Raw genomic sequence first — 26,844 nt, forward strand, 5'->3', positions numbered from 1 at the left:
AGAACCCTCGTCCCTACGTCTGGGTCAAGACCGCCGAGCAGATCCTGGAGTCGCTCGGCGACTACTGCCAACGAATCATCGACTCACGACACTAGCCGAACTCGGCCAGGGCTTTGAGCACCCTCTCGTCGCTCACCGGGTGGGCCGTCGGAACCCCCTGGGCGAACTTCTGCAACCGCAGTTCCTCCAGGGTCCAGCGCAGGCGCGCGAGGTCCGGGGGCACCTGTCCCCCGCCCGCACCCGCGGCCCGCCGGACCGCGGCCCGCCACGCGTCCCGGACCCGGGTGAACTCGGCCATCCGCACCCGGTCGCGCTGGGGGTTGTCCGGCATGGTCGCCAGCCGCCGGTCGATGCCCTGCAGGTACCGCAGCAGGTCCGGGAGCCGGTCGACCCCCGTCTGCGCCACGAACCCCGCGTGGACGAGGCCGGTGAACTGCTCGCGCACGTCCGCCAGCGACGGCACGAGGGCCAGGCTGCTCGTGCGGGAGATGTTCCGCTCGACCGCGGCGGCCGTCCGCAGCACGCGCAGGGTGCGGTCGACGGTGGTCCTCGTGAGCTCGTCGAAGCGCGGGCGGGCGGCGGCCACGAGGGCGCCGAACGCGTCCCGCGTCCGGACCTGCGCACCCCCGAGCTCCTCTAGCAGGTGGGCCGCCGCCGCGTGGGCCGCGTCGGCCACGACGGCGTTCGCGTTCCCGTGCGGGGCACGGGCCAGGAGCAGCTTGGCGTCGTTGGCCAACCCGTCCTGCACGGCGCGGGCCGGGGACGGGAGCGCGAGCAGGAGCAGCCGCAGCACGCCCTCGCGGTGCGCCGTCCGCGCGGCGGCCTCGGTCGGGAACGTGCGCAGCCCGACGGACTCCCCCTCGTCGACCAGGGCCGGGAAGGACGTGACGTCGGTGCCGCGCACGACGCTCGTGTGCGTCACCGGCACCGGGTCGGGCAGCTCGTCCCACTCCGTCGCCCCCGTGCGCTGCACGTCGTCGGCGGCCGCCGTGAGGGTCTCCTCGACCGTCGTCTCCAGCTGCGCCCGCAGCCGGGGGAAGTCCTTGCCCGCCGCGATGACCGTCCCGTCGGCCCCGCGCACGCGGAACGTGGGCCGCAGGTGCGCGGGCACCTTGGACCAGTCGACGTCCTGTTCGTAGATCTCCGTCCCGTCGCCCAGGAGCGGCAGTTCCCGTTCGAAGGCCGCCCAGAACTGTTCTCGCCGCGGGTCGACGCGTTCGAGGAACCGCGCCGCCTTGTCCGGAGCCGGCGCGAGGTTCTTGCGCAGCTCCTTGGGCAGCGAGCGGATCATCGCGGTCACCAGGTCGAGCCGGAACCCCGGGACCTGCCACAGCAGGTCCCGGTCGTCGAAGCGGTTGACGACCTCCACCGGGACCTCGACGGTGAGCCCGTCGGCCGCCGACCCCGGTTCGAAGACGTACTCCAGCACCAGGTCCAGGTCGCCCTGGCGCCACGAGCGCGGGAACTGCTCCTCGCTCACGGCGTCGTCCTCGGTGACGAGCATGGCCGGGTCGAACGTCAGGAGGTCGGGGTCCTCGCGCCGGGCCTGCTTCCACCAGGCGTCGAAGTGCCGACCGGAGACGACGTCGGCCGGGACCCGCGCGTCGTAGAACGCGAAGAGCACCTCGTCGTCGACGACGATGTCGCGTCGCCGCGCGCGGTGCTCGAGCTCCTCCGCCTCGGCGAGGAGTTCGCGGTTGCGGTGGAAGAACGCGTGCCGGGTCTCGAAGTCGCCCTCCACGAGCGCGTGCCGCAGGAACAGGTCGCGCGAGAGCTCCGCGTCGATCCCGCCGTAGGTCACCGTGCGGCCCGCGACGACCGGCACCCCGTACAGGGTCACGCGTTCGGTCGCGACGACGGCCGCCCGCTTGCGCGACCACCGCGGTTCGGAGTACGTGCGCTTGACGACGTGCTCCGCGAGCGGCTCGATCCACCGCGGGTCGATGCCGCCGACGACGCGCGCCCACAGCCGCGACGTCTCGACGAGTTCGGCGGCCACCACCCAGTCGGGGTTCTTGCGCCCCAGCGCCGACCCCGGCGAGAGCGCGAACTTCGCCCCGCGGGCGCCGAGGTACTCCACCTGGGCGCGGCGCGGTTCACGGCGCCCGCCCCGATCCCCGGCCTTCGTCCCGGTCTTCTCCTCGCGGACGTCCTTGAGGCCGATGTTCCCCAGCAACCCCGCGAGCAGCGAGCGGTGCACGGCGTCGGCGTCGTACCCGGGATCGGGGAACACCTCCCCCTCGGCGAGCTCGGCCGGTTCCGGCCGGTCGACCTCGAACTGCAGGTCGCGGACGACCCGGCGCAGCTGGGAGAACGTGTCCTGCCACTCCCGGATGCGCAGGAAGTGCAGCATCTCGGACTTCACCCGGCGGCGGAACGCCGAGCTCGACAGGTCGGCCTGCAGGTGCTGCAGGTAGGACCAGAGGTTGAGGTAGGTGAGGAAGTCGGACGTCTCGTCGCGGAACCGCGCGTGCAGCTGCGCGGCCCGGTCGCGCTGTTCCAGCGGCCGTTCCCGCGGGTCCTGCACGGACAGCGCGGCCACGATGACGAGGACGTCCCGCAGGCAGCCGTTGCGCTGGCCCTCCAGCACCATCCGGCCCAGCCGCGGGTCGATGGGCAGCCGGGCGAGGTCGCGGCCGGTGCGCGTCAGCCGCGGCACCCCGCGGTCACCGGCACGGGCGTCCTCCAGAGCGCCCAGCTCGGACAGCAGCGCCAGACCGTCGGCCACGGCGCGGGACTCGGGGGGTTCGACGAACGGGAACGCCGCGATGTCGCCGAGTCCCAGCGACGTCATCTGCAGGATGACGGCGGCCAGGTTGGTGCGCAGGATCTCGGGGTCGGTGAACTCCGGACGGGACTCGTAGTCGGCCTGGGAGTACAGCCGGATGCAGATCCCGTCGGCGACACGACCGCACCGACCGGCCCGCTGGTTCGCCGACGCCTGCGAGATCCGTTCCACGGGAAGGCGTTGCACCTTCGTGCGGTGGCTGTACCGGGAGATGCGCGCCGTCCCGGCGTCCACGACGTACCGGATCCCCGGGACCGTCAGCGACGTCTCGGCGACGTTGGTGGCCAGCACGATCCGCCGGTTCCCGGAGGTGCGGAACACCCGGTGCTGCTCCTCGGCGGACAGCCGGGCGAACAGCGGCAGGATCTCCGTCCCGCGCAGTTCCCGGGTCTTGACGAGGTCGGCGAGGGCGTCGGCGGTGTCGCGGATCTCCCGCTCCCCCGGCAGGAACACCAGGACGTCCCCCGGGCCCTCGGCGGCGAGTTCCTTGACGGCGTCGAGGATGGCCTCGGTCTGGTCGCGGTCGTCGCCGACCAGAGCCGTCAGGTCGTCGCGGTCGTCGAGGGAGTCGCCGTCCTCCTCGCCGAGGTCGCCGAGGAGTTCCTCGGCCAGTTCGGTGGCCAGCAGGGGCCGGTACCGCACCTCGACGGGGTACGTGCGCCCCGACACCTCCAGGACGGGCGCCCCGCCGAAGTGCCGGGAGAACCGCTGCGGGTCGATGGTGGCCGAGGTGATGACGAGCTTGAGGTCGGGCCGGCGCGGCAGCAGCTGCGCGAGGTACCCGAGCAGGAAGTCGATGGTGAGGCTGCGCTCGTGGGCCTCGTCCACGATGAGCGTGTCGTACTGCAGGAGCTCGGGGTCGCGCTGGATCTCGGCCAGCAGGATCCCGTCGGTCATGACCTTGACGAGGCTGTCCTCACCGACGGTGTCGGTGAACCGGACCGCGTAGCCGACGGTGCCGCCGAGTTCGGTGTGCAGTTCCTCCGCGACGCGTTCGGCCACGGCGCGGGCGGCGATCCGCCGGGGCTGGGTGTGCCCGATCCGCCCGCGGACCCCGCGACCGACCTCGAGGGCGATCTTCGGCAGCTGGGTCGTCTTGCCCGAGCCGGTCTCGCCCGCCACGACGATCACCTGGTGCCCGGCGAGGGCGCGGGCGATCTCGTCCTTCGCCTGGCTGACCGGCAGCTGCTCGGGGTACTCCAGCTCCGGGACGGACGCCGCCCGCCGCGCGGTGCGCGCCTCGGCCGCGGCCGTCAGCTCCTCGAGCTGGTCCAGGTCGGCGGCGAACGCCTCGGCCGGACGCCGGGCCAGCGCGGCGAGCCGGCGACGCAGCCGGTGCTCGTCGCGCAGCGAGACCGTGGCCAGCCGCTGCGCCAGCGCCCGCGCACGGGGGTCGTCGGGCAGGGCACGGGCCTCCGGACCCGGGCGGCGGCCCGCGGGTCGCCCGGAGCGCCCCCGGGAGGAGGACGGGCGGGAGCTGCGGGAGCGCTGCGGGGTGCGGGACATGACCCGCCGAGTCTAGGTCCGCCCGGGCCTCAGCCGCCCCCGGGATTCCGGTCGCCTCCCGGCCGGCGGTGCGCGGCGGCGGGGTGCGTGCGGGGCAGGACGGGTGAGCGCGATCCGGTCAGGCGTTCGCGGAGCGTCTCCCCGTCCCGGTACCCGCCGGTGACGGCCCCCCGGGCGCGCAGCAGGGGCAGCACCTCCTCGACGAACTCGAGGGTCGAGCTGGGCTGCAGGACCGGGGACAGCAGGATGCCGTCGAGGTCTGCCCCCTCGGCCCGGGCGCAGATCTCGTCGGCCACCTCCTCGGCCGTCCCCACGATCGGCTCCGCCCCGACGCCGTGGACGCGCCAGGCGTCCAGGACGTCCCCGACCGTCTGGTCCGCGAAGCGCTCGAGCTGCGTGCGGGACAGCTCGGTGCGCAGGTCGGCCATCGGCGTCCGGAGCGGGTGGGCCGACAGGTCGATGCCGGTGAACATCGCGTAGCTCGCCACCGTCGCCTCCGGGGTCTGGGACCGCAGCACCGACGCGTGGCGGCGCCGGGCGTCACCGGTGCTCGCGCCGATCACGCAGGCGACCGCGGCCATGACCTGCACGTCCGAGGCCACCCGTCCCGCCTGGACGGCCTCGGCGCGGACGGCGGAGGCGTGGCGACGCAGTTCCGCCGCCGATCCGCTGCCGATGAACACCGCCTCGCCGTGCCGGCCCGCCAGTCGCCGCCCCGCGGTGGACGAGCCGGCCTGGAACAGCACGGGTGTCCCCTGCGGGGAGTAGGACGCGTTGCCGTAGCCCTGGGACCGGAAGAAGCGGCCCTCGTGCTCCACGGCGTGCACCTTCGCCGGATCGGCGAACCGTCCCCGCTTGTCCCTCTCGACGGCGTCCGACTCCCAGGCGCCCTCCCAGTACGCGTAGGCCACCTCGAGGAACTCCTCGGCCATGGCGTACCGCTCGTCGTGGGCGACCATGTCCATGCCGAAGGCCCGCACGGCCGTCTCCGCGGTCCCGGTCGTCACGACGTTCCAGCCGATCCGGCCGCCCGACAGGTGGTCCAGGGTCGCCATCCGGCGCACGAACGCGTACGGGGGTTCGACCAGCACGGAACCGGTGACCACCAGCCCGAGGTTCCTCGTGGTGGCCAGCAGGGCCGAGGCGACGACCACGGGGTCGAGACGGGGCAGGTCCAGGCTCTCCTCGGTGGCGACGGGCGGCCGGACGCCGTCGACCTCCGCCCACCCCCAGGCGTCGCCGAGGAAGAGGAAGTCGAACTCGGCCTCCTCCAGCACGTTCCCGAGCTCCAGCCAGTACCGGAGGTCGTCGAAGCGGTACCGCTGGTCGTCCTCGTGGCGCCACGTCACCGTGCCCCCGACGTTCACGGCGACGTTCTCGAACAGTCCGAGCCTCAGGTCCTTCACCGTTCGCGACCTCTCCTCACGGGACGGGCCAGACCAGCTGGCCGCTCGAGTACAGCGACGGCACGAGGTCCGGCACGACGACCTTCGACAGGTCCGGGACAGCCGGGATCTGCCCCATCTCCACGAGGAAGTCCCCCTCGGTGGTGACGGCCGCGTCGTCGATCTGCCCGAGCACCTGCCCCTGCGGCAGCGAGGAGTCGACGAGCTTCGTCTCGGTCTGCCACACCTGGACGTTGTGCTCGCTGTCGTACCCGGCCTGCGACAGCTTCGCCGCGTCCGCGACGCACTCGTCCGCGTGCTGCTCGCAGTAGGAGAAGGCCCGCAGCTGGGCGCGCAGGAAGTCCTCCACGGCCGAACGGTGCTGCGTGAGGAACGCGGGGTTGACGATCGTCGTGGCGATGGACCCGGGAACCCCGTAGTCCTCGGGGTTCCACTCGGTGATCTTCACGCCCTTCGCCGCGAGGGTCAGGGGTTCGTTGGACTTGTACCCCGTGAGGGCCTGGACCTGCCCGCGGGCGAGGACCGTCGGGTCGTAGCCGACGGTCACCTGGGTGATCTTCGCGACGTCGACGCCCGCGGCCCGCAGCATGGCCTCGATCGTCACGGGCAGCGCGCCCTTCTGCCCCAACGTCTTGCCCTCGAGCTGCTTGAGGTCGGTGATGTCGGGTTTCGTCATGAGCGTGGCGACCGGGACGTGCCCGAACATCGCGACGGCCTGCACGTCGACGCCGTTGGCGACGTTGACGAGGACGTCGCCGTTGCCGGCGATGGAGGAGATCTGCGCCGTCCCCGCGGCGACGAGTTGCGCGTTCTGCGCCGTCTCCCCCGTGCCCGGCTGGACCTCGACGTCGAGGCACACGTCGTCGAAGTAGCCGAGGGCCTTGGCCGCGATCGGGTCGAGGATGCTCGCCGACGCCTGGTACTGGAAACCCGTGACGTAGGTGATCTTCCCGGCCGCCTCGTTCTGCCGGCACCGGTCCGCGGAGACGGCGGAACCGCGGCTGCCGGTGGGCGTGGACCCGCCGTCGGGTTCCTGCGCGGAACCGCTGCACCCGGCTAGGAACAGGGTGGCGGCCGCGCCGACGGCGAGGGCGGTGCGGGTGGCGTTCACGGCGGCTCCTGGGGTTCTGCGGTGCGGGCGGGGTCGGCGTCGGTCGGCTGAGCGGGGGTCGGGTCAGCGGTGCTGGGACTCGTGCCAGGACAGGGCCCGGCGTTCGATGGTGGAGACGAGCAGCAGCATGAGCGTCCCCATGAGGGCCAGGCACGCGATGGCGGCGAACACGCGGTCCAGCTGGGAGTTCGAACTCGCGACGCTGATGAGCGTCCCGAGCCCCGAGCGGGCCCCGGCGGCCGCGAACTCGGCGACGACGGCCCCCACGAGCGAGAGCGGGAACACCACGCGCAGGGCGGAGAAGACGTAGGGCAGCGCGCTGGGGAACCGCAGCCGGACGAGCACGTCGAGCCGGGAGGCGTCGACCGTGCGGAACACCTGCAGGACGTGCCGGTCGACCGACCGCAACCCCGTCACGGTGTTCATGAGGACGGGGAAGAACGTGATGAGGCCCGTCACGAGGACCTTGGGCGTCAGCCCGAACCCGAACGCCACGACGAGGGCCGGGGCGATGGCCACCACGGGTGTGACGTTGAGGACGACCGCGAGCGGGGTGACGGCCCGCCGGACGAGCGCGGACTCCCCGACCAGGACGGCCAGCACGACGGCCGACACCCCGCCGGCGAGCAGCCCGAGCAGGGCCTCCTGCAGCGTCGTCCACGCGTTCGTCAGGTACAGGTCGGGCTGCTCGAGGAACTGCCGGCCGACGCTCGACAGGGTCGGCAGGACGTACGGGTTCTCGCGCGCGACCCACGTCCACAGCAACCCGACGACCACGACCGCCAGGACCGTCGGCGACCAGGTCCGCGGGTGCACGAGGTGGGCCAGCCGCCTCACGCCACGTCCCGTCCCGGCGCGGTGGGGCTGCCCGCCAAGGGGTCCCACGCCGTCTCCAGGAGGGCGCGCACCCGGTGCTCGTGCTCGTGCATGGCGACCGAGTCCAACAGGCCGTGGTGCCGGGGCCGGTCGAGCTCGACCTCCACCACGCCCGCGACACGTCCCGGGGCGGCGGCCATGACGACGACCGTGTCCGACAGCAGCACGGCCTCGGCGATCGAGTGCGTCACGAAGACGACGGTCGTCCGCAGCTCCTGCCACACGTCGAGCAGCTGCAGCTGCGCGGACTCCCGGGTGAACTCGTCGAGGGCGGAGAAGGGTTCGTCCATGAGCAGGACGTCCGGTTCGAGGGCGAACGCACGCGCGAGCGCCGTCCGCTGCTGCATGCCGCCGGACAGCTGTCCGGGCCGCCGGTGCAGGACGTCGCCCAGCCCGAGCCGCGTGAGCAGGGCGACGGGGTCGGAGGCGAGGCCGCGCCGGGCCTCGCGCCGGCTCGCCCCGCGGTTCACCTTGTCCAGGACGCGGACGTTGCCGAGGACGTCGAGCCACGGCAGCAGGGCCGGGGCCTGCGGGACGAACCCCACGACCTTGGCCGCCCGCGCCTCGGCCGTCGTGCGGCCGCAGATGCGGACGTTCCCGGCGTCGGGTGCCTCCAGGCCGGCGACGAGGCGCAGCAGGGTGGACTTGCCGCAGCCCGAGGGCCCGATGACGCTGACGAACCGCCCGCGCGGCACCTGCAGGTCGACGTGGGCCAGGGCCTGGACGGCGTCCGGGCCCGTGCCGTACGTCTTGCAGGCGTCGTTGACGGCCACGAAGGGCGCGTCGGACGGCGTCGGGCTGGACATGCGGTGACCCTACTCAGCGCAGGCCGCCCCGACGGTGACACCCCGCCGTCGGCGCCGGGGGGCGCAGGCGCACCATCGACGTCGCCACCCCACCGGTGGCGACGACGACCGGTCCAAGGAGGAACCCGTGTCCGAGAACCCCGCACCCGTCCCCGCCCCCGTCCGAAGCCTCGTCAGCCCCGGCCGCTACGTCCAGGGCCCCGGAGCCCTGAGCCGCCTGGGCGAGCACCTCCGCCCCCTCGGCCCGACCCCGGTGGTCGTCGCCGACGACGTCGTGTGGGGACTCGTGGGCCACGACGTGACGGCCTCCCTGCAGGCCGCCGGCCTGCCCGTGCACCGGGACGTGTTCTCGGGGCTCGCCACGGCCGCGACCATCGACCGCCTCGTCGACGTCGTGCGCGAGCACGGGGCGGACGTCCTCGTGGGCGTCGGGGGCGGCAGCACGATCGACTCCGTCAAGGCGGCCGGGCACCTGGCCGGGATCCGGTGGGCGAGCGTGCCGACCGTCGCCTCCACCGACGCGCCGACGTCGGCCCTCGCGGTCGTCTACACGGCCGAGGGCGCGTTCGAGGAGTACCGGTTCTTCCCCCGCAACCCCGACCTCGTCCTCGTCGACACCCAGGTCGTCGCGAACGCGCCCGCGGCCCTGCTCGCGGCGGGGGTCGGGGACGCGCTCGCGACGTGGCTGGAGGCGCGGGCCACGGCGGCCTCGGGGTCGACGACGATGGCCGGCGGCCGGCCCACGCTGGCGGGCACCGCGCTGGCCCGGTTGTCGTGGGACGTGCTGTGGGACAACGCCCTGCCCGCGCTCGACGCCGTCCGCGACCACCTCGTCACCCCGGCCGTGGAGAAGGTCGTCGAGGCGAACACGCTGCTGTCCGGGCTGGGGTTCGAGTCGGGCGGTCTGGCCGCCGCGCACGCCGTGCACAACGGCCTGACCGCCGCCCCGCAGGCCCACGGGCTGGCGCACGGGCAGAAGGTCAACCTCGGCTCGGTGACGCAGCTGGTGCTGGAGGGCGCCCCCACGAGCGAGATCCGGGACTTCGTGGAGTTCACGACGCGGGTGGGCCTGCCGAACACCCTCACCGAGGTGGGCCTGACGGTCGACGACGTCGACGTCCTGCGGGCGGTGGCCCAGGCCGCGACCGTCCCGGGTGAGACCATCCACAGCATGCCCTTCCCCGTCAGCGCCGCCGACGTCGTGGCCGCGCTGCGGTCCGTGGAGCGGTTCTCCACCCGGGTGCGCGCCGAGGCCGGGCTGCCCGCGCCGGTGCGCCACGTCGCGCCCCACCACTGAGACCGCCGTGGACGTGCTGCGCTCCGTCGTCCTCTTCGTCCTCGCGGCGCTGCTGGAGATCGGCGGGGCGTGGCTCGTCTGGCAGGGGGTGCGCGAGCACCGCGGCCTGCTGTGGATGGGCGCCGGCGTCGTCGCGCTCGGGCTGTACGGGTTCGTCGCCGCCCTGCAGCCGGACGCGTCGTTCGGGCGCGTCCTGGCCGCCTACGGCGGCGTCTTCGTCGTCGGGTCGCTCGTGTGGGCGGCCGTCGTCGACGGCTACCGGCCGGACCGCTGGGACGTGGCGGGAGCCCTGGTCTGCGTGGTCGGTGCGGGGCTGATCGTCTTCGCGCCCCGGTCGGGGGCCTGAGCGCGCGAGGGTTAGGGTCGCCGGGTGGACGCGAGGGCGCAACGCAGCTTCGAACGCCTGTCGGCGGCCGTGCTGGAGCTCGCGGCGGACAAGGCCCCCGAGAGCTTGTCCGTGTCCGAGATCGCCCGCACGGCGGGCGTGCACCGCTCGACGTTCTACGAGCACAGCGACTCCCCGTCGGCCCTCCTGCGCGCCGTGCTGCGCGACGAGCTCGACGACGCCCGGGAACGCCACCTGGACGGCGCGGCCGACCGCGACTGGGCCTTGGCCGTGGCCGCCGTGACGCGGGAGGTGCTGGAGCACCTCGAACGGCACCGGTCCGTGTACCTGCGCAGCCTCGCCAGTCCCGCCGACGGCTCGCTGCGGACGCTGCTGGCCGAGCACTTCGCGGCCTCGATCCTGCTGCTGGCCGACCGGGGCGTCCTGCGCTCCCCCGTGGCCGACCTCGACATCGTGGCCCGCTTCGTCTCCCAGGGCACGGTCGGCGCGGTCTCGGCGTGGCTGGCACGGGACGATCGGGACCCGGACGCGTTCCTGGAGGTCTTCGCCCACCTCGTGCCGCCGTGGTGGCCGACCCGCGCCGGGGGCTGAGGCCGGCCCCGGGCGGTCGCGCGCACCGTTCCCGTCAGCCGGCGGACCCGTCCCGCGTCGCCCCCAGACGCGTCGCGAGCCGCTCGACCCGGCGGGCGATGTCGTCGCGGACGAGCCGCATCCGCTCCGGGCCCTCGATCCCGCGCCGGGACGGCTCGTCGGTCTCCCAGACCTCGACCGGGGTGCCGTCGACGGGCTCGACCGTCGCCTCGCCACCGAGGACGACGACCAGGTCGGCCGCGCGGACGAGGTCGTCGGTCAACTGCTGCGGGCGCTCGGCGCTGATGTCCACGCCGACGTCGGCCAGGCTCTGGACCGACAAGGCGTTGAGCCCGACCCCGGCCCGGGTGCCGGCGGAGTCGACGGACACGGCGTCCCCGACGGCCTGACGCATCAGGCCGGCGGCCATCTGCGACTTGCCGCCGTTCTTCACGCACACGAACAGGACGGTGGGCTTGGGCACGACGATCTCCTGGGGACGTGACGGATGCGGGACGGCGGAGGTGTCAGCGGGCTGACGAGGCCGCGGTCCCCGCGACGGGGCTGCGGCGTTCGACGAGGACGGTGTCGCGCCACTGCCCGGCGAGCGGGCCGTGGGTCATGAGGGCGATGCGCTCCCGATGGCCGACCTCGCGGAAGCCGGCCGCTCGGTGCAGGGCCCTGCTGGCGAGGTTCTCGGGGAACAGGGAGGACTGGATCGTCCAGAGGCCGCCGGCCTCGGTGGAGGTGACCAGCTCGTCGAGCAGTCGTCGCCCGACGCCGCGCCCGCGAGCGCCGGGGGCGACGTAGACGGAGTGCTCGACGACGCCGGCGTAGACCGGGCGGGACGAGACGGGTGAGACCGCGACCCAGCCGAGCAGGGCGCCGCTCCCGTCCCGGGCGACGAACCGGTGGTCGGGGTGCTTGCCGGCGTCGAACACGGTCCAGGTGGCCGGGGCGTCGGCTTCGAAGGTCGCGTGGCCGGTGGCGATCCCCGCGGTGTGGACGGTGCGGACCTCGGGCCAGTCCAGCTCGGTGAGCGGGAGGACCGCGATGTCGTGCGGGCCGTCGGGGGACGGTGTGGTCACGGTCCTCAGCAGGTGGAGGCGCTGGTGCGGCCGGACGGTGCGGCCAGGACGGCCGCGACGGCGTTCATGGCCTCGGTGACCAGGGTGTAGTAGGCCCAGACGCCCCTCTTCTCCCGCGTGAGCAGGCCCGCGTCGACGAGGACCTTCAGGTGGTGGGAAACGGTCGGTTGGCTCAGACCCAGCGGCTCGGTGAGGTCGCAGACGCAGGCTTCACCGCCCTCGTGGGCGGCGACCAGGGACAGCAGTCGGAGGCGGGCGGGGTCCGCGAGCGCCTTCATGGTGCGCGCGAGGGTGGTGGCGGCCTCGGCGGTGAGCGGTGCGCGGACCAGCGGGGCGCAGCAGGCGACGGGGTCCGCGCCCGGACGGGTGTCGTCGAGCGTCGTCGAGGTGAGCGTGACCATGGCTCCATGGTGCCGCAGGCATCGAGGGCTGTCGATATTGACAGGTGTCGATGTCCGGTGCCAGGGTCGCACCGCTGTCGATCGATGGAGGGGACTGCTCGTGAGCGACGTCGTCGCAGGAGGACCCCGGACCGGCGCCGACGCCCCGGTCCTGGCCCGACTCTCGGTGCTGGACCGCTTCCTGCCCGTGTGGATCGTCGCGGCGATGGCCCTCGGGCTGCTGCTGGGCCGACTCGTCCCCGGTCTCGACGACGCCCTCAGCGCCGTGGAGGTCGGCTCGGTCAGCCTGCCCATCGCCGTCGGCCTGCTGCTGATGATGTACCCGGTCCTGGCGAAGGTCCGCTACTCCGAGACGGGCCGCATCGCCGCCGACCGCCGCCTCCTGGTCACCTCCCTGGTCCTGAACTGGCTCGTCGGCCCCGCGCTGATGTTCGCCCTCGCCTGGCTGCTGCTGCCCGACCAGCCCGAGTACCGCACCGGGCTGATCATCGTCGGCCTTGCCCGCTGCATCGCCATGGTGCTCATCTGGAACGAGCTGTCCTGCGGGGACCGCGAGGCCGCCGCCGTCCTGGTGGCGATCAACTCCGTCTTCCAGGTCCTGGCGTTCGCCGGCCTCGGGTGGTTCTACCTGCAGGTCCTGCCCGGCTGGCTGGGCCTGCCGACGACCAGCGCGGACTTCTCCGTCGGCGCGATCGTCGTCTCGGTGCTCGTCTTCCTGGGCATCCCCCTGGTCGCCGGCGTCCTGACCCGCACGCTGGGCGAGCGGGCCAGGGGACGCGCCTGGTACGAGGACCGCTTCCTGCCCACGATCGGCCCGGTCGCGCTGTACGGGCTGCTGTTCACCATCGTGGTCCTCTTCGCCCTGCAGGGGGACGCCATCACCTCCCGCCCCGGCGACGTCGCGCACATCGCCCTGCCGCTGCTCGCCTACTTCGCGATCATGTTCGCGGGCTCCTTCGTGCTCGGTCGCGCGATCGGCCTGAGCTACGCCAAGACGTCCACATTGTCCTTCACCGCCACCGGCAACAACTTCGAGCTGGCCATCGCGGTGGCGGTCGGCACGTTCGGCGTCACCTCCGGGCAGGCCCTGGCCGGGGTCGTCGGCCCGCTGATCGAGGTGCCCGTCCTCGTGGCGCTGGTCCACGTGGCCCTGTGGGCCGGGCGCCGCTTCTTCCCCGGTGACCCCACGGTGCCCGCGAGCGCCGCTGTCCCGTCCCGCCGCCCCTGACCTCCCCCGCAGTGATCGTCCGGTCGGCCTGGCCGCCGTCGGGTTCCCCACCGGAGTGGTCCACGGGCGTACCGGCGAGCGGACCGCCGGCGTCGGGGGAGAGCGCGCGGCGCCCCTGGAACGACAGAGCGGGTGCCCACCCTCAGGTGGACACCCGCTCTGCGATCCGGTCGGGCTGACAGGATTTGAACCTGCGACTCCTTGACCCCCAGGTATGTGCGCGGGGTTCGCAGACGTTCGCCGACGTCCGCGTCGCCGCACGTCAGCTGGTTCCGCGGCCGCCGGTGACCGGGCGGGTCCGCCGTCGTCCGGCGCGCGTTGCTGTCGCCGTTGCTGTCATCCCGGTGAACCGGCTCCCCCGGTGATCGCGTTCTGGACGGCCCGCCTGGTCGTCACGGACTCGACGAACCAGTAGGTGCTCGCGACCTCGTCCGGGCCCCCGCACAGGATGCGGTTCGCCACGTCTCGCGCTCCCGGGCGCGGAACGCCCACCTGCTCGGGCGCGGGGTGGGTCATCTGCGAGCGCCGGTAGCTGGTGGCCGTCAGCCACATGCCGGCCTGGTTGCCCAGCGGGCCGAGACGGGCGTCGTCCCTGAAGGAGCCTGAGGCGTTCGGCCAGTGCGGCTTCCCGTAGGAGACCACGATGTCGACGTCTGCCGCCTCGTTCGGTGGCAGTGCCCCGGTGAGCGCCGCGCCGGACTGGTGCTCCCCGATGTCGGGAGCGGGTCCGCTGAAGGCTGCCGACCGGTACCGGGGTCGCTGCAGGTCCCACGTCCACCTGATCCGTGCGACGCGGAAGGCGCCCGGCGCGGCTTCTTCACCATCGAGGGCCCAACCGGCCGACGGTAGTCCGTGCAGGACGAGGTCTCCCCGTTCCCTCGCCACGGCGGCAGCCCTCGGGGCGACCTTCACGTGGAAGCGGTGTCCGCCGGGGAACCTGCGGTTCGGTCCGTGGGCCTAGAGGTGCACCGCGTCGGCTGCCCCCAGGGGGTCGAGGTAGAAGTCGGTCCCCTTCGCGGTGATGCGCCAGACGTTGCCCAGAGCACCCTGACCACCGAGGCCGAAGGCGATGAGGATCTCCTGCCTCTCCACGGTCACCACGGTAGGCGCCTGACGCGTCGTGGAGTGCCTCTCCACGACCATCGAACGGTGACCACCACGACACGCGGTATCGGAGGGCCGTGGGACCTGAGGCCGACTTCGAGCAGGATCTGCGCGAGGGCCTCATCGCGGCGCTCCCCTTGAGAACCAGCGAACGCGAGGCCGTTGCTCTGCGCAGCACCGAGCAACTCGTCATCGACCACCTGACCTGGGCGTCCCGGAGGATCTCCCGCCGGGCTCGTCGGGTGCACCTGTCGGATGCCGCCCGTCGCGGCGGCGCCATCACCGATCCTGCCGTGGGTCGCGGTCTTCAGCACGTCCTGCTGCAGGCCCGAACAGGCCAGGACCTCACTCCCCACCTCAGCCGGCAGACCCGCTTCGCCTACGCCTGGCGGCGGCGCTCCGGTCAACCGTTGCGCCTCGGTCTCGACCGCCTGCTGCACGCGTGGGGCGTTCACCACCTGCACCTCGGTACCCGCATCGAGGAGGACGGGTTCATCGAGAGGACCGAACCCGTGCTGATGGCCGTCGTGCGGCCCGACGACTTCTACGCCGTCGACGTGGTGCCGCACGACGACGCCGATCCGTTGTGGACCGTGAACGTCGACCTGTTGACGACCATCGCCCGCACCTGGCCCGACGCCGGTCTCATCCACCAGGTCCACGGTGCCGTCGGTCTCGCGGGCCCTCATCACATCCCCACCGACCGACTGGTTCTGCGGCGGACCGGCATCTCGTCCTGCGTGGCGATCGACGGCGACGTCTTCCTCCCCGGCAGTCTGAGCCTCGCCGGCCACCCCCTCGCCTTCGGTGAGCAGGCCACCTCCGTGATGGTCGGTGTCCAGGACCTCCAAGCACTGATGAGCCAGGACGGGGGCCGGTGGTACCGAGACCTCGTGGCCGAGAACATCACGAGCCCTGTCCCCGAACACCCGAAGTGGACGTTGGGACTGAAGGAGGGAGCGGTCACCTTGACCGAGCACGTGTCGGGGCTGGTGGCTCGCCTCTCCTACCTCACCCTCGTGCCGTGGTCGTGACGTGCCGGGCGGCCAGCGCTCGCTCGTACTGCCCCTTGTTCCGCACACCGCCTTTCATGGTCGAGCTCCGGCGCCCCAGGATCGGCGTACCTGCGCGTCCGCCGGGACCGGCCTGGCGCAACGGCTCGTGAACACGGGATGTGACCGCCGTCCTCGGAAGTCGCACTGCTGCGGTGGTTCGACCTCCACCGAGGTCTGTTGTCACAGTGACGGCCGTTGTGTCGACAAGGCGCGAGACGGCGAGACCGGAGTTCATTCCCGAACGGCCACTGACGATGCAGTCCCGTAGACGCAACTCACCGCATCGAGGAGCAGTGATGGACGCGAGCGACCCTGTGCACGACGACCTCTTGAGAACGACCAAGGAACTCGCCGTCTACCTCCACGCGCCCCTGTCTTGGATTTACCACCACGCGCAAGACATCCCGCGGTACCGCGTCGGCCGCGGACTGCGCTTTCGTCGCTCGGAGGTGGCAGAGTGGGTGGCAGCGCAGAGGATCGTCGACAGTACGACGTCCGCGCGGGCCTCGACCTCTCTCCTGGGAACCTGAAGGGTGTCGAACTAGACGGATCTGCAGGAGAACTGGTATCCGACCACATAAGAAACCCTGGGAGGAAGCACGCCATGCGCCACCCCTGACGACATGCACTTCAATGGACGAAGACCTCGTCGTGTTCGGTCAAGCCTCGTCGGTTCACCACGTCGCGCCCACCTCGAACGAGGCTTTCCGGTGCAACGCCTGACGAACACGACAACTTGCTCGTTCACCGCATCGTGTGAGTAGACCAAGGCCGGCGGCTTGGAGGAGTGGTGCACGGTGCAGTCGTTCGTCGATCGATCGGTGGTCCAGCCGATCGTGGCGGGCTTGACCATGCCCGTCGACGAGACGCACCGAGGCAACGCTCGGTCATGCGAAGGGCGAGCGATCGCGCGACAGCTGGATCACCGGCCGCAGCCGTCGTCATGACGCCCTGCCGTGGAGGAGTCTCGACACCATGAGCCTCGAGATGTGGTGGCCCCACCTACGGCAGGACTCCCGTGACTGGCTGATCGCCCACAACGGTGAAGAACTCAGCCAGCCCGTCATCCACGACATCCAGCGGGTGGCAGGCCCCGTACCCGCGCAGGCGTGGTGGGTGGGCCACGCAGGACGCACCAGTCTGCAGTTGTCCGACGCAGCCGTCGACTGGATCGAGGAGGTAGCCAACGGGGAGACCGCCCCCACCCCCACCTGAAGTCGGGGCAGACCCCCGCGACGCAGTCCCGAGCGGTCTTCGAGCAGGTCGAAGGCGTCCTGATGACCAAGCTGCACTGCACCGCCGAAGAGGCCTTCCAGCACATGGCGCTGCGTTCCCAGCGCGCCAACCGCAAGCTGCGCGACATCGCCCAAGACGTCGTCGAGCAGCTCTGGACTCCCCGCAGCCGACCTTGACTGGCCTCTTGGTGTTACCAATCGCAGACTCGGGTCATGGTCCCGGTGCCTGACGACAACCGCTCCGACAACCGCGATGGTTCCGCCGCGGGCACGGCCGAACGTCTCGCCCGCGAAGGTCGGCGTCCTCGACAACTCCAGGAGCAAGCCCGAGCCCTGGTCGACGCGGCCCCTCAGCTGGCGGGTGAGGTGGCCGCCGTCGAAGGCGAGGTGGCCCAGACGTAGCAAGAACTCGCGGTCACTGATGAACAGCAGGGCCGAGACGGGGACGCTGCCCGTCTAGGCGCCCGGGCCGACCACGCCCAGCTCTTCGCCCGAGCCGAGACAAGGGAAGCGCACCGCTGATTTCTCTACTGCGGATGCGAGGTGACTCAGACAGCGATTCGGGTCCAGACCGACTTCACGGTCATCCCGCGTTGTGCGAGATCCTGAGCTGCCGGCGAAGTCCGGGACATGACGATCTCCGGATGCAAGCTTCCCGTGCCGCAACTGACGGCCGCACGGGACCACGCCCATCGTCGAGGAGCCTGGGGTGAGTACCGCCCCAGCCACGTACCCCCGGTTGACCTCCTCGGGCGAGGCGGGAACCGTAGCCAGCCGAACCTCTCGATGTGGGCTACAGTCCTCCTCACCGAGGGCTCCTCGCGCGCTGTCTCGCCACCCAGCGCCGTTTTCGGTCGACGTCTTCTGGACGCGCTGAAGGACAGCGGCGCCCGAACGACCGACACCCCGCATCTCGCCTCGAACCGTGTTCCTCACTGCAACGGTTCGTCGTGCAGATCAACCGCTGCTCCCTCCCGCCTGCCAGTGGGATCGCCCGCAGCCGGTGGGATCGACGTCGTCGCGCGTCGCGGACGGGACGCCATGACCGACGACGACAGATCCGATCGCCAGGCCTCTGAGGACGAAGACCTCGAAGGAGACAGGCCCGGACCCATCGCGCTGGTCCACGCGGTGGCCCGGTTGTCCCGGGCCTCGACCGGTGACTTCGCCGCCGACACGATGCTGCGCGAGCTGTGCGAGAGCGCAGGTGCCTGCCTGCAGGTGGACAGCGTCGGGGTCATGGGCCTCGGTGGTGAGAACGGCGCCTCCTCTCGCGGTCGCTTCGTGCACGCCACCACCGGAACCGAGGAACCGGAGAGGCTGCAGGAAGCCCTTCAGCAGGGACCCTGCCGTGACGCGATGGACTCAGGGTTGCCGGTGGTCATCAGCGACCTGCGCGAACAGCGGGGGCGGTGGAGCGAGTACACCGGCTCGGCACTGCGAGCGGAGATGCTGGCGGTGGTCGCGCTACCGCTGCGCAGCCGGGGGAAGTCCTGGGGCAGCCTGGACCTCTACCGCCGCCAGGCCGGCCCCTGGGATGGCGCCACCCTCGACCTCGCGGCGCTGCTGGCTGACGTCTCCGTCTCCTACCTGGTCATGGCCCACGACCGGGACGAGGCGAAGGAGTCCCGACGCGAGCTGGAACACCGCTCGATGCACGACCAGCTCACCGGCTTGCCCAACCGTGGCCTGCTCTACGACCGCATCGAACACGCCCTGCTCACCGCCCGGCGCCGCCACTCCACGGTCGCGGTCATGTTCATCGACTTCGACCGCTTCAAAGGCATCAACGACACCTTCGGTCACGGCGCCGGGGACCGGGTCCTGGTCGAGGTCACCGCCCGCATGGCCACCACCCTGCGCTCGGGTGACACCCTGGGACGTCTGGCCGGCGACGAGTTCGTCCTGCTGTGCGAGAACCTGCCTGACGACCCCGCCCAACTGCACCTGACCCTGTCCCTGATCACCTCCCGGCTGCGCGAGGCCTTGGCGCAGCCGGTGCGCGTGGACGGTCTGGACCTGCTCGTCTCCGCCAGCATCGGCGTCACCACCGCACGCGACGCCCCCGACGCGGACACCCTGCTGCACGACGCGGACACCGCGATGTACGCGGCGAAGGACGCCGGACGCAGCCGGGTCGTCATCCGCGACCACGTCTTCGGCGACGTCCACGGTTTCGGTCGACGCCTCGAACGTGACCTCCCCCACGCCGTCGAACGTGACCAACTGCGCCTGCACTACCAACCGATCTTCAACGCCGTCACCGGCCGCGTCGAGGTCGTCGAAGCGCTGCTGCGCTGGCAGCACCCCGACTACGGCCTGTTGGAAGCCGTCGACTTCATCGACCGTGCCGAGAACAGCAGCGCCCTACCCGGCATCAGTCGCTGGGTCCTGGAGGCAGCCTGCGCCCAGCTGGCCGCGTGGCGTACCGCGCTGGGGCCTGCTGCCCCCGACCGGGTGTTCTGCAACCTGCACCCCCGCGACCTCATCGACCCCACCACCTCGGGTGTGCTCGCCGCGAGCCTGGCCGCCCACGGCCTGCACCCGAGCGACGTCGGCCTGGAGGTCCTCGAGGACGCCTTCACCGACCCCCTGCTGCTCCCCGCACTCGATGTGTACTCCACCGCAGGGCACCCGCTGGCCGTCGACGACTTCGGCACCGGCTACTCCTCCCTGTCCCGACTGGTCGGGCTACCGGTGGACTACGCCAAGATCGACCGCAGCTTCGTCACCGCACTCCCCGAGGACCCGCGTTCCCGGGCGTTGGTCGACGCCGTCCTCGTGGTGGCCAAAGGACTGCGCGTGCGGGTCATCGGCGAAGGGGTCGAGACCGAAGGGCAGCGGCGCCACCTGGCCCGGGCCGGAGTGGATCTGCTGCAGGGCTACTACCTCGCCCGCCCACAACCCGCTGACGCGATCAGCGCTCTCCTGAAGGCACGGGCCGCTCCGTGAGACCTCGGCGGTCGCTGGTGGTCAGCGCCGCAGCGTCGGCGGCGCGTTCTCGGCAGTCCCGCCCCACGGTGGGAGCAACGGCTCGAACCCTCGGCGACCTCGCCCGACTCGGCGGGCAGCACGGAAAGGACGGCCATGCCTCAGAGCGACTTCCCGCCCGCACCGGAGCCGGCACCGGCACCGGCACCGGCACCGGCACCGGCACCGGAGCCACCCGACGCCACGATCGTCGACGTCGAGTCGTTGGGCAATCAGCTCAGGGCGCTGGAGCGGGAGACGGCGACTCTGAGCCAGGCTCTGGAGAGCCGCCAGCGTCTCGGCTTCACCACCGGTGTCCTGGCCCAGCGCTACGGCCTGGACCCTGACCAGGCGTGGAACCTGCTCAGCCGCATCTCCCAACACCTCAACGTCAAGGCCCGCCGGGTGGCGCAGGTCATGTTCGACGTCTACCGCGGACGGCGGGGCACCACCGATGCTGCTCTGGCCACCAGCATCGCCCGCCTGCTACCCCAGACAGCCGTGCCCGGGGGAAACCATGCCGCAGGCAGCCGCGCCAGGGAGCTCCCCACCGGCCAGAGTCCAGACCCGGATTCGACGTGAGGACCTCCGATCGAAAACTTCCGAGAGGGGATCGTGTCCATGCTGCCCCCCGGGAAGTTCCTGAGGAGCTGCATGAGCTGACGACCTGCCTAGCAGATCGACGCCTACCGTGACCCGCTGCCCAGCCCGTGAACCTGACCAGAGTTGTGCCGGCGCAGCTCGGATCCGCTTCATCATGGAACTCGCTGACCCGCCCCACCCTGCGAACAGCCCGAGGCGCCACTCGTGAGTGCCCTGCATCCCGGCGCGTGGAGCAGCTGATGCCCTACTCCAGGAGATCCACACCGTGTCAACCCCCCTCTCACACCACGAGATCAGCCGCCCCCGCAACGTCGTGGAGGTGCTGCCTTCCGACCTCCAGCGCCCGTCCGGACCGACGTCGTTTCCGGTCCCACCGACCCTCGAGTTCTTCTTCACACTTGCCAGGGAACCGCATCATCGGCGAGGCGAGCAGGGGTCAGCAACCGCTTCACGTAGCTGGACCCTCGAGCCGAAGACGTCTTCCGCAGATCGACGACTTCTGTTCGTCCTGCATCGACGAGTACCCGACGGTAAACCGCTTCGTACCCTGCCGCCATCGCCTTCACGTCGAAGCGGAGCACGGTCCGCGCCCGCACGATCGAAGGGTCGAGCCTCTGGATCTCACGCAGTCCGGCGACGAGCCCATCGAGGTCGTCGCGGACGAAGCCCGTGACTCCGTCCTCGACCACCTCGGGTACCGATCCTCTGCGCAGCGCGACGACGGGCGTGCCGGAGGCCATGGCTTCGATGAGCACCATCCCGAACGGTTCTTCCCACTCGACCGGGAAGAGCAGACAGCTCGCCCGGGCCAGGAGGTCCCGTTTCTCAGCTCCTCCGACTTCCCCGACCCACACGACCCGGGAAGACAGCCGAGGCCCGATCTGGCGGTCGAAGTACTCCTTCTCCGCGGGGTGCGCCGCCCCGGCGAGCACCAGCCGGACGCCCGCACGCTCTGCCGCATCGATGGCGAGGTGAACGCCCTTCTCGGGCGAGAACCGGCCGAGGAACAAGGCGAAGTCCTCCTTCAGGTTCCGCCACGGGTAGGCGCCGGTGTCGACGGCGTTGTGCACCAGTCCCACCCAGGGCAAGGTCGGCGCCTGGTGCTGCTGCGCCGCGGAGATGGCCACCAGGTGCGTCTGGTTCCCGATCGCCCCGTAGTAGTCGCCGATCTCCCCCGTCACCGGGCCGTGCGCCGTCACCACGGTGGGTGCGCTCCGCTGGGCCGCCTGCAGCGGACCCGCTGTGCTGTGGTCGTGGACGATGTCGGCCCCCAGACCCGCCAGCAGGTGTCCCGCCCGAGCAGCGTGCAGAACCTCAGGGTTCGCCTGGCCGACCCGTGGGCCCTGCGGGTGCAGGGTGGTCGCCAGGAAGTCCCCCTTCGTGCCGTGGCGCCCCGCACCGATGAGGGTGACTCGGTGGCCGCGGTCCACGAGCGCATCGACGACACCCGCCACCACGGCCTCGATGCCCCCGTAACCAGCAGGTGGGACCTCGAACCACGGGGTGGCGATCTGCACCACGTGCAGTCCGTCCCGTTGCGCTACCGGTCCCGGGGTGGACCTCGACGTTCGAGTGCTCATGCGGTGTCACCGATCTCGTTGATGGCGGACAGGATGGTGTCGCCGCTCGTCAGCGTCGCGCGGCCGTCGTCGATGAGGAGGTCCGTGTCCTGACCGCCCAGTTTCAGGTGTTCGATCGAGAGTCGTCCCAGGGTCCGTGGCCAGGCGGGCCTCCAGTCGAGGGGACCGCCGGCACGCGGTTCAAGCTGGGTGCGCAGCAGCGAACTGATGAGCTGCACCGGTGTCGCCGCCGCCCAGGCCTGTGGGGAGCAGGAGGTGGGGTAGGGCAGTGGCACGGGGTACTCCCCGCGGTCGAAACCGCAGAACAACTCGGGAAGCCTGCCGCCGAACGCTTCGGCCGCGTCGAACAGCGCACACGCCACGCGCTGAGCCTCCTCGACGAACCCGTAGCGCATCAGGCCGGCCACCAGCAGGGCGTTGTCGTGGGGCCACACCGAGCCGTTGTGGTAACTGATGGGGTTGTAGGCACCCATCGAGGTGGCGAGCGTCCGAACTCCCCACCCGGTGAACATCTCGGGCGACATCAGGTGTCCGACCAGCTCCGCTGCCCGGTCCTGCTGCACGATGCCCGACCAGAGGCAGTGCCCCACGTTGGAGGTCAGGGCGTCGACGACGGACTTCTCGCCGTCCAGAGCGACGGCGTACCAACCGCGCTGCGGCATCCAGAAGGCCTCGTCGAAGGCGGTCTTGAGCTTCTCCGCCCGTTCGTCCCAGAGGGTCGCTCCCACCGGCTCACCGGCGGCCCGGGCCAGTCGTCCGCGCGCCAGGTAGGCGGCGTAGACGTAACCCTGCACCTCGCACAACGCGATCGGTCCTTCGGCCATGCGCCCGTCCGCGTGGTTGATGCCATCGAAGGAGTCCTTCCAGCCCTGGTTGAGCAACCCCGTGGCGGTCGCGCGCTGGTACTCCACGAACCCGTCACCGTCTCGATCCCCCGACGCCAGGATCCACTCCAGCGCCCGGTCTGCGTGGGGGAGCAGCTCCGCCACGGCTTCCGGGAACTCCCCCTGTCGTGAGAGTTCGCCCAGCACGGTCACGAACAGGGGCGTGGCGTCCGCCGTGCCGTAGTACGTGGAAGCCCCACCACGAGCCAGGGGGAAGTCCACTCCCATCCTCGTCTCGTGCAGGATCCTGCCCGGTTCCTCCTCGGTGTCGGGGTTGGAAATCGTGCCCTGCGCCCTGGCGAGGGCACGCAGGGTCCCCAACGCCAGGCCGGCGTCGAGCGGGAGCACCATGTACGAGGTCAGGAGGGAGTCGCGACCGAACAACGCCATGAACCAGGGCGCCCCGGCCGCGATGACCTCCGCGCCGGGATCCACCGGGTCGCTGATCCGCAGACCCCCGAGGTCGTCCAGGCTCCGGTGGAGCGTGCGCTGGACCATCGGGTCCGCACTGGTCATCACCGGGGCCCGGGCACGCCACTCCTGCAAGCGCAGGAGCGGAACGGCCTGCTCGAGCGGTCGGTCCACCGGGAACGGCGGGGTGACGTCGTGGCCGTCGACACTGGGTCGCACCAGGACGTGCGCCTCCCACCGGGCACCGCCCGCGAGCTCCACCTCGAAACGCAGGCCGTCCACCGTGGCCTCGCCACCCTCCGCGCGGATCTGCACGCCGCGGCGGTGGTCCGCCAGACCCAGGGAGAGCGCCCCACCCTGCGCGTGCACGGTCAACCGGCGCTCCGGGGGCCGGCGGCGGTCCTTGACGTCGAAGATGTCGGCGAAGTCGGCGGCGATGAAGAGGTCCACGGTGACGCAGATCGCCGCGCGGGACAGGTTGCGGACCTGCACGTCCTCCCGCATCCCGTCACTGACGTAGCGGCGGCGTCGGACCAGCAGCTGACTGGCGCCCCCCGCCCCGACGACGCGGGCGAGGATCTCGGCCCGGAACGGTTCGGCCTGGTGGACGGCCAGCACCTCCGGACGGTGACCGTCCACGCGCAACTCCCACCGCGAGAGCAGTCGGGTGTCCCGGTAGAAGAGCCCGTGAGCGCGTCGAGCGTCGATGTCACCCAGGCTATCGCTCACGGCGAACGTCGCTCCCTCCACGAGCGTGAGGGATCCCGGTTCGATCGCCGGCGGTTCCTGGTCGATCGAGGTCGGGCCGAGTTCCTGCGGGACGGACGGTGGGGTGGTGATGACGGTCTCCCTGGAGTCGGTGTCACGGCGCATCGTCGAGGTGGTGTCGGGGCGGTGCACTGGGTCAGGACCCCTCCACCCCTGGGCGAGGGCCCTCCGGCTGGACGATGACAGTGGGGATCGTGCTGCGCCGCAGCGTGTTCCTGCTGGTGAAACCCGGCAGCAGGGAGGCGAGGGCACCTCGCCCCCTGATGCCCAGCACAAGAAGTTCTCCCCCCTGCGCCTCCCGCACGAGGCCTTCGGGCACGGAGGCCGCTCCGACCACCCGCCGGTCCGCCGCGAGGCCGGGATGCTCGCCTGCGATCCGTCGAACGGACGACGACGACAGCTCCGGCTCCGCTCCGCACGGATGACGCCGCCGGGAACGGGCTCCGCTCGTCCCGGGTCCACCGCCCGGGGCTCCGGGTGGCACCACCTGGACGACCAACGACCCGCCCCGACGGGACGCCGCCGCACCGGCGGCGGGGTTCAGAACCGCGTCCCCGGCGACCGTCCCGTCCCACCCCACCACCACCCCGGAGGCGCCGGACGGTTCCGGCCCCGGGGCGACGACGACGGGGCACGCCGACCGGGCGGCCACCTGCAGACTGGTGGAGTCGAAGAACGGGCCGATCTCCCGTCCCCGCAACTCGTCCCGACGTGCACCGACCACGACGAGCAGGGCCACCTCGGACGCCTCGCCAGGACGTCCACGACACGACCTCGAACCAGCCACGACCTCACCTGGACGCTGGGGTCGGTTCGGTGCAAGCGTCGTCGACTGCGGGTCAACCATTCTCGTGCGCTGCGTTCGGCCTCCTGCAGGACGTCGTGGGAGAACAGTCCGGCGTCCGGTGGGTCGCAACGCACGGAAGAGGTCGATCTCCACCCGCCGCCGGGTCGCTTCGGCACCCGCCCACGTCACCGCCTCCTGACTCGAGGCTCCACCGTCGATAGCCACCACGATCCGAGGGCGGTGATCGTCCCTCGACACCGGATCGGGTCCGGTCTCGACGAGCTCGTCCTGAGCTCGAGTCGTCATCACGGCTGCACGCGGACGACCGCGACCGGGCACTGTGCGCGCTGGAGAACTCCGTGACTGACGGAGCCGAGCAGGAGGTCCACGAATCCGCCGTGACCGCGGCTCCCCACGACGAGGAGGTCTGCGTCGAGCCCACGCCGAACGAGGACGGTCACCGGCTCCCCCTCGCTCGCGTACCGACGGACGTGGACGTCGGGGAACTTCTCCGACCAGGGCGTGACGGTCCTGTCCAGGAACCGTTCGCTCTCGGCGACGAGCCGACGTTCGACGAGGTCGTGGTCCTTCCGCACCGAGGCGAGCCTGTCGTGGTGGAACTGCCACGTGGCGATCACCTCGAGGAACGCACCCCGTCGATCCGCCTGCTCGAACGCGAACGCGAGGACCGTCTCGGTCGTCGGTCCCGGACCGTCGATGCCGACCACGACGTGCGGGGTCCGCTCTGCGGCCGCGGGGCCTCGGCTCCGCTCCGGAGAAAAGTTCTCCCGGAGCACCACGACGGGGCACCGCGCGTGGGTGGCGACCTGCGTGGAGACCGACCCCAGGAGCATCCCGGCGAGTGCACCGCGACCGTGCGACCCGAGCACCACCAGTGCGGCCCCCGCCGAGCAGCGCACCAGGACGCCGGCCGCAGACCCCGTGACGGCGGAACCCGTCACGTGGACGTTCGGCACCGCACGACGGACGCCCGCGACCGCTGCCGCGACGGCGTCTTCGGCCGCCCCCTGCACGACGTCCTCGTCAAGGTCATCGGAGATGCCGTCGAACGTGTCGTGCAGTGCGTCGATGCGGTGCACGTTGAGGAGGTGGAGGGGGCGCCCGGACCGGTCCGCCTCCTCGCAGGCCCAGGCGAGGGCACGGCCCGACGTCGGTGTCCCGTCGATGCCCACGACTACCGCGCGGGGTGTGGCGTTCACGTCAACTCCGGTCACCGTCGATGAGTGTGCTCGGACGCCATGCTGTCCGCCGCGACGTACGCACGTCAGAGCAGAACGTCCTACCGTGCGGCGCGCCGCCACCCCGGAGTCGGGATCGAACCGCGATCAGGAGCCGTCCGTCGAGGGTGGCGGTGGAGAACCGCGGGGCAGGTCGTCGAAGAGGCGGCGGGCCGCCTCGACGAGCGGTATCCCCTCGTCGGCAGCACGCCGCTGCAGTTCCTCCATCGCCTCCAGGGGTTCGAGGCCCCCGTCCAGCAGGGCACCCACCGCCTGGTCGACGAGCTGCACGTCGGAGAAGCTCCGCAGCCCGCCCGAGCGACCCGACCGCGGATCGAGGTCTCCGTCGAGGACGACGGCGGCCGCAGGACCGAGCACCTCGCGCAGCTCTTCTACGAAGAGGGCGAAGGCCCCGGCGACGCGAGCACGGAAGATCAACTGGTCGCCGGTCGTGTTCTCGAGGGGGATGGCCACGGACGCCGCACTCTCCCGTCCGGCGGTCGTGTCGACGACCGGTTCCGCCACGTCCACCACGAGGGGACCACCGGGACGCTGCAGGACGAAGGACAACCGGTCGCACGAGGGAACGAGGGCGACGACGGCATGGAGTAGTTCCTCGAGAGCGGCCGGCAGTTCCGCCGCGGAGGAGGCATTCCCGGCGTCGAGCGCTGTGAGGTGGCGCACGAGAGCTGTTGTGGTTCTCAGAAGGCTCTCCCCACGTGCACCTGCAGCGGTCCTCGTCCGCTCCTGCGTCAGGGACGGTCGAGTTGTCGGACGGGACGGACG

The 26,844-nt window shown here is 71.7% G+C and carries 26 protein-coding genes; 11 read left to right on the forward strand and 15 right to left on the reverse strand.

The window, feature by feature from the left end; translation table 11 throughout:
* Positions 1-91: 91 nt before the first annotated feature.
* The 5 genes from hrpA to AB0637_RS18620 all read right to left on the reverse strand — a co-directional run bounded on the left by hrpA (position 92) and on the right by AB0637_RS18620 (position 8,493).
* Positions 92-4,294, reverse strand: a complete 4,203-nt coding sequence (gene hrpA, locus AB0637_RS18600; protein ID WP_366174147.1) for an ATP-dependent RNA helicase HrpA — start codon at positions 4,292-4,294, stop codon at positions 92-94.
* Between the two features lie 29 nt (positions 4,295-4,323).
* The gene (locus AB0637_RS18605; protein ID WP_366174149.1) at positions 4,324-5,700 is read right to left on the reverse strand and encodes an NtaA/DmoA family FMN-dependent monooxygenase; all 1,377 of its coding nucleotides are present in this window, start codon (positions 5,698-5,700) and stop codon (positions 4,324-4,326) included.
* Positions 5,701-5,716: 16 nt separating this feature from the next.
* Positions 5,717-6,811: an ABC transporter substrate-binding protein gene (locus AB0637_RS18610; RefSeq protein WP_366174151.1), complete on the reverse strand. Its 1,095-nt coding sequence runs from the start codon at positions 6,809-6,811 to the stop codon at positions 5,717-5,719.
* A gap of 63 nt (positions 6,812-6,874) precedes the next feature.
* Complete coding sequence (locus AB0637_RS18615; RefSeq protein WP_366174152.1) at positions 6,875-7,648, reverse strand: ABC transporter permease; 774 nt, start codon at positions 7,646-7,648, stop codon at positions 6,875-6,877.
* Complete coding sequence (locus AB0637_RS18620; RefSeq protein ID WP_366174153.1) at positions 7,645-8,493, reverse strand: ABC transporter ATP-binding protein; 849 nt, start codon at positions 8,491-8,493, stop codon at positions 7,645-7,647. The genes AB0637_RS18615 and AB0637_RS18620 overlap by 4 nt, the downstream gene beginning before the upstream one ends.
* A gap of 127 nt (positions 8,494-8,620) precedes the next feature.
* On the opposite strand from AB0637_RS18620, the gene AB0637_RS18625 reads away from it, so the two are divergent.
* From AB0637_RS18625 to AB0637_RS18635, 3 genes are read left to right on the forward strand one after another with little or no spacing between them, the layout of a single operon-like run.
* A complete protein-coding gene (locus tag AB0637_RS18625; protein WP_366174155.1) occupies positions 8,621-9,790 on the forward strand; it encodes a glycerol dehydrogenase in 1,170 nt (389 codons plus the stop codon).
* Positions 9,791-9,797: 7 nt separating this feature from the next.
* Positions 9,798-10,136, forward strand: a complete 339-nt coding sequence (locus tag AB0637_RS18630) for a YnfA family protein (protein WP_366174156.1) — start codon at positions 9,798-9,800, stop codon at positions 10,134-10,136.
* Positions 10,137-10,160: 24 nt separating this feature from the next.
* Positions 10,161-10,727: a TetR/AcrR family transcriptional regulator gene (locus tag AB0637_RS18635; protein WP_366174157.1), complete on the forward strand. Its 567-nt coding sequence runs from the start codon at positions 10,161-10,163 to the stop codon at positions 10,725-10,727.
* A 34-nt stretch (positions 10,728-10,761) separates the two neighbouring features.
* Here AB0637_RS18635 and AB0637_RS18640 read toward each other — a convergent pair whose 3' ends face one another.
* Genes AB0637_RS18640 through AB0637_RS18650 form a run of 3 tightly spaced genes read right to left on the reverse strand, consistent with a single transcriptional unit; the run spans position 10,762 to position 12,195 of the window.
* Positions 10,762-11,190 carry a low molecular weight phosphatase family protein gene (locus AB0637_RS18640; RefSeq protein ID WP_366174158.1) on the reverse strand — a complete coding sequence of 143 codons (429 nt, stop codon included), beginning with the start codon at positions 11,188-11,190 and terminating at the stop codon, positions 10,762-10,764.
* Positions 11,191-11,233: 43 nt separating this feature from the next.
* Complete coding sequence (locus tag AB0637_RS18645) at positions 11,234-11,761, reverse strand: N-acetyltransferase family protein (RefSeq protein ID WP_366174220.1); 528 nt, start codon at positions 11,759-11,761, stop codon at positions 11,234-11,236.
* Positions 11,762-11,799: 38 nt separating this feature from the next.
* The gene (locus AB0637_RS18650; protein WP_366174160.1) at positions 11,800-12,195 is read right to left on the reverse strand and encodes a metalloregulator ArsR/SmtB family transcription factor; all 396 of its coding nucleotides are present in this window, start codon (positions 12,193-12,195) and stop codon (positions 11,800-11,802) included.
* A 100-nt stretch (positions 12,196-12,295) separates the two neighbouring features.
* Here AB0637_RS18650 and arsB point away from each other — a divergent pair, with 100 nt between their 5' ends.
* Positions 12,296-13,423, forward strand: a complete 1,128-nt coding sequence (arsB, locus tag AB0637_RS18655; protein WP_366174161.1) for an ACR3 family arsenite efflux transporter — start codon at positions 12,296-12,298, stop codon at positions 13,421-13,423.
* 336 nt (positions 13,424-13,759) lie between these two features.
* On the opposite strand, the gene AB0637_RS18660 is transcribed toward arsB, so the two are convergent.
* Positions 13,760-14,308 (reverse strand): hypothetical protein, encoded by a 549-nt coding sequence (locus AB0637_RS18660; RefSeq protein ID WP_366174163.1) that lies wholly within the window; start codon positions 14,306-14,308, stop codon positions 13,760-13,762.
* Positions 14,309-14,380: 72 nt separating this feature from the next.
* Entirely contained in the window at positions 14,381-14,515 is a 135-nt protein-coding gene (locus tag AB0637_RS18665; protein WP_366174165.1) for a hypothetical protein, read from the reverse strand.
* Positions 14,516-14,604: 89 nt separating this feature from the next.
* Between AB0637_RS18665 and AB0637_RS18670 the strand changes: the two genes are divergently transcribed.
* From AB0637_RS18670 to AB0637_RS18700, 7 genes are all read left to right on the forward strand, one after another.
* Positions 14,605-15,561, forward strand: coding sequence for a hypothetical protein (locus AB0637_RS18670; protein ID WP_366174167.1), 957 nt, complete (start codon positions 14,605-14,607; stop codon positions 15,559-15,561).
* A 317-nt stretch (positions 15,562-15,878) separates the two neighbouring features.
* Entirely contained in the window at positions 15,879-16,112 is a 234-nt protein-coding gene (locus tag AB0637_RS18675) for a helix-turn-helix domain-containing protein (RefSeq protein ID WP_366174168.1), read from the forward strand.
* Positions 16,113-16,557: 445 nt separating this feature from the next.
* Entirely contained in the window at positions 16,558-16,797 is a 240-nt protein-coding gene (locus AB0637_RS18680; protein WP_366174169.1) for a hypothetical protein, read from the forward strand.
* A complete protein-coding gene (locus tag AB0637_RS18685) occupies positions 16,695-16,994 on the forward strand; it encodes an ANTAR domain-containing protein (RefSeq protein WP_366174221.1) in 300 nt (99 codons plus the stop codon). Before AB0637_RS18680 ends, AB0637_RS18685 begins: the two co-directional genes overlap by 103 nt.
* Positions 16,995-17,030: 36 nt before the next feature.
* Positions 17,031-17,219 carry a hypothetical protein gene (locus AB0637_RS18690; protein ID WP_366174171.1) on the forward strand — a complete coding sequence of 63 codons (189 nt, stop codon included), beginning with the start codon at positions 17,031-17,033 and terminating at the stop codon, positions 17,217-17,219.
* A 729-nt stretch (positions 17,220-17,948) separates the two neighbouring features.
* Positions 17,949-19,769 (forward strand): EAL domain-containing protein, encoded by a 1,821-nt coding sequence (locus AB0637_RS18695; protein WP_366174172.1) that lies wholly within the window; start codon positions 17,949-17,951, stop codon positions 19,767-19,769.
* A 135-nt stretch (positions 19,770-19,904) separates the two neighbouring features.
* On the forward strand, positions 19,905-20,369 hold the full coding sequence (locus AB0637_RS18700) for an ANTAR domain-containing protein (RefSeq protein ID WP_366174174.1): 465 nt from the start codon (positions 19,905-19,907) through the stop codon (positions 20,367-20,369).
* Between the two features lie 413 nt (positions 20,370-20,782).
* Here AB0637_RS18700 and AB0637_RS18705 read toward each other — a convergent pair whose 3' ends face one another.
* The 5 genes from AB0637_RS18705 to AB0637_RS18725 form a co-directional block, all read right to left on the reverse strand.
* Entirely contained in the window at positions 20,783-21,910 is a 1,128-nt protein-coding gene (locus AB0637_RS18705) for a glycosyltransferase family 4 protein (RefSeq protein WP_366174176.1), read from the reverse strand.
* A gap of 56 nt (positions 21,911-21,966) precedes the next feature.
* Positions 21,967-24,138 carry a glycogen debranching N-terminal domain-containing protein gene (locus AB0637_RS18710; RefSeq protein ID WP_366174177.1) on the reverse strand — a complete coding sequence of 724 codons (2,172 nt, stop codon included), beginning with the start codon at positions 24,136-24,138 and terminating at the stop codon, positions 21,967-21,969.
* A 31-nt stretch (positions 24,139-24,169) separates the two neighbouring features.
* Positions 24,170-25,126, reverse strand: coding sequence for a universal stress protein (locus AB0637_RS18715; RefSeq protein ID WP_366174178.1), 957 nt, complete (start codon positions 25,124-25,126; stop codon positions 24,170-24,172).
* Positions 25,126-26,040, reverse strand: coding sequence for a universal stress protein (locus tag AB0637_RS18720; protein WP_366174180.1), 915 nt, complete (start codon positions 26,038-26,040; stop codon positions 25,126-25,128). The genes AB0637_RS18715 and AB0637_RS18720 overlap by 1 nt, the downstream gene beginning before the upstream one ends.
* A 126-nt stretch (positions 26,041-26,166) precedes the next feature.
* Entirely contained in the window at positions 26,167-26,742 is a 576-nt protein-coding gene (locus AB0637_RS18725; RefSeq protein ID WP_366174182.1) for an ANTAR domain-containing protein, read from the reverse strand.
* Positions 26,743-26,844: the final 102 nt, after the last annotated feature.

The organism is Kineococcus sp. NPDC059986, assembly GCF_040702905.1.
GTDB lineage: Bacteria > Actinomycetota > Actinomycetes > Actinomycetales > Kineococcaceae > Kineococcus.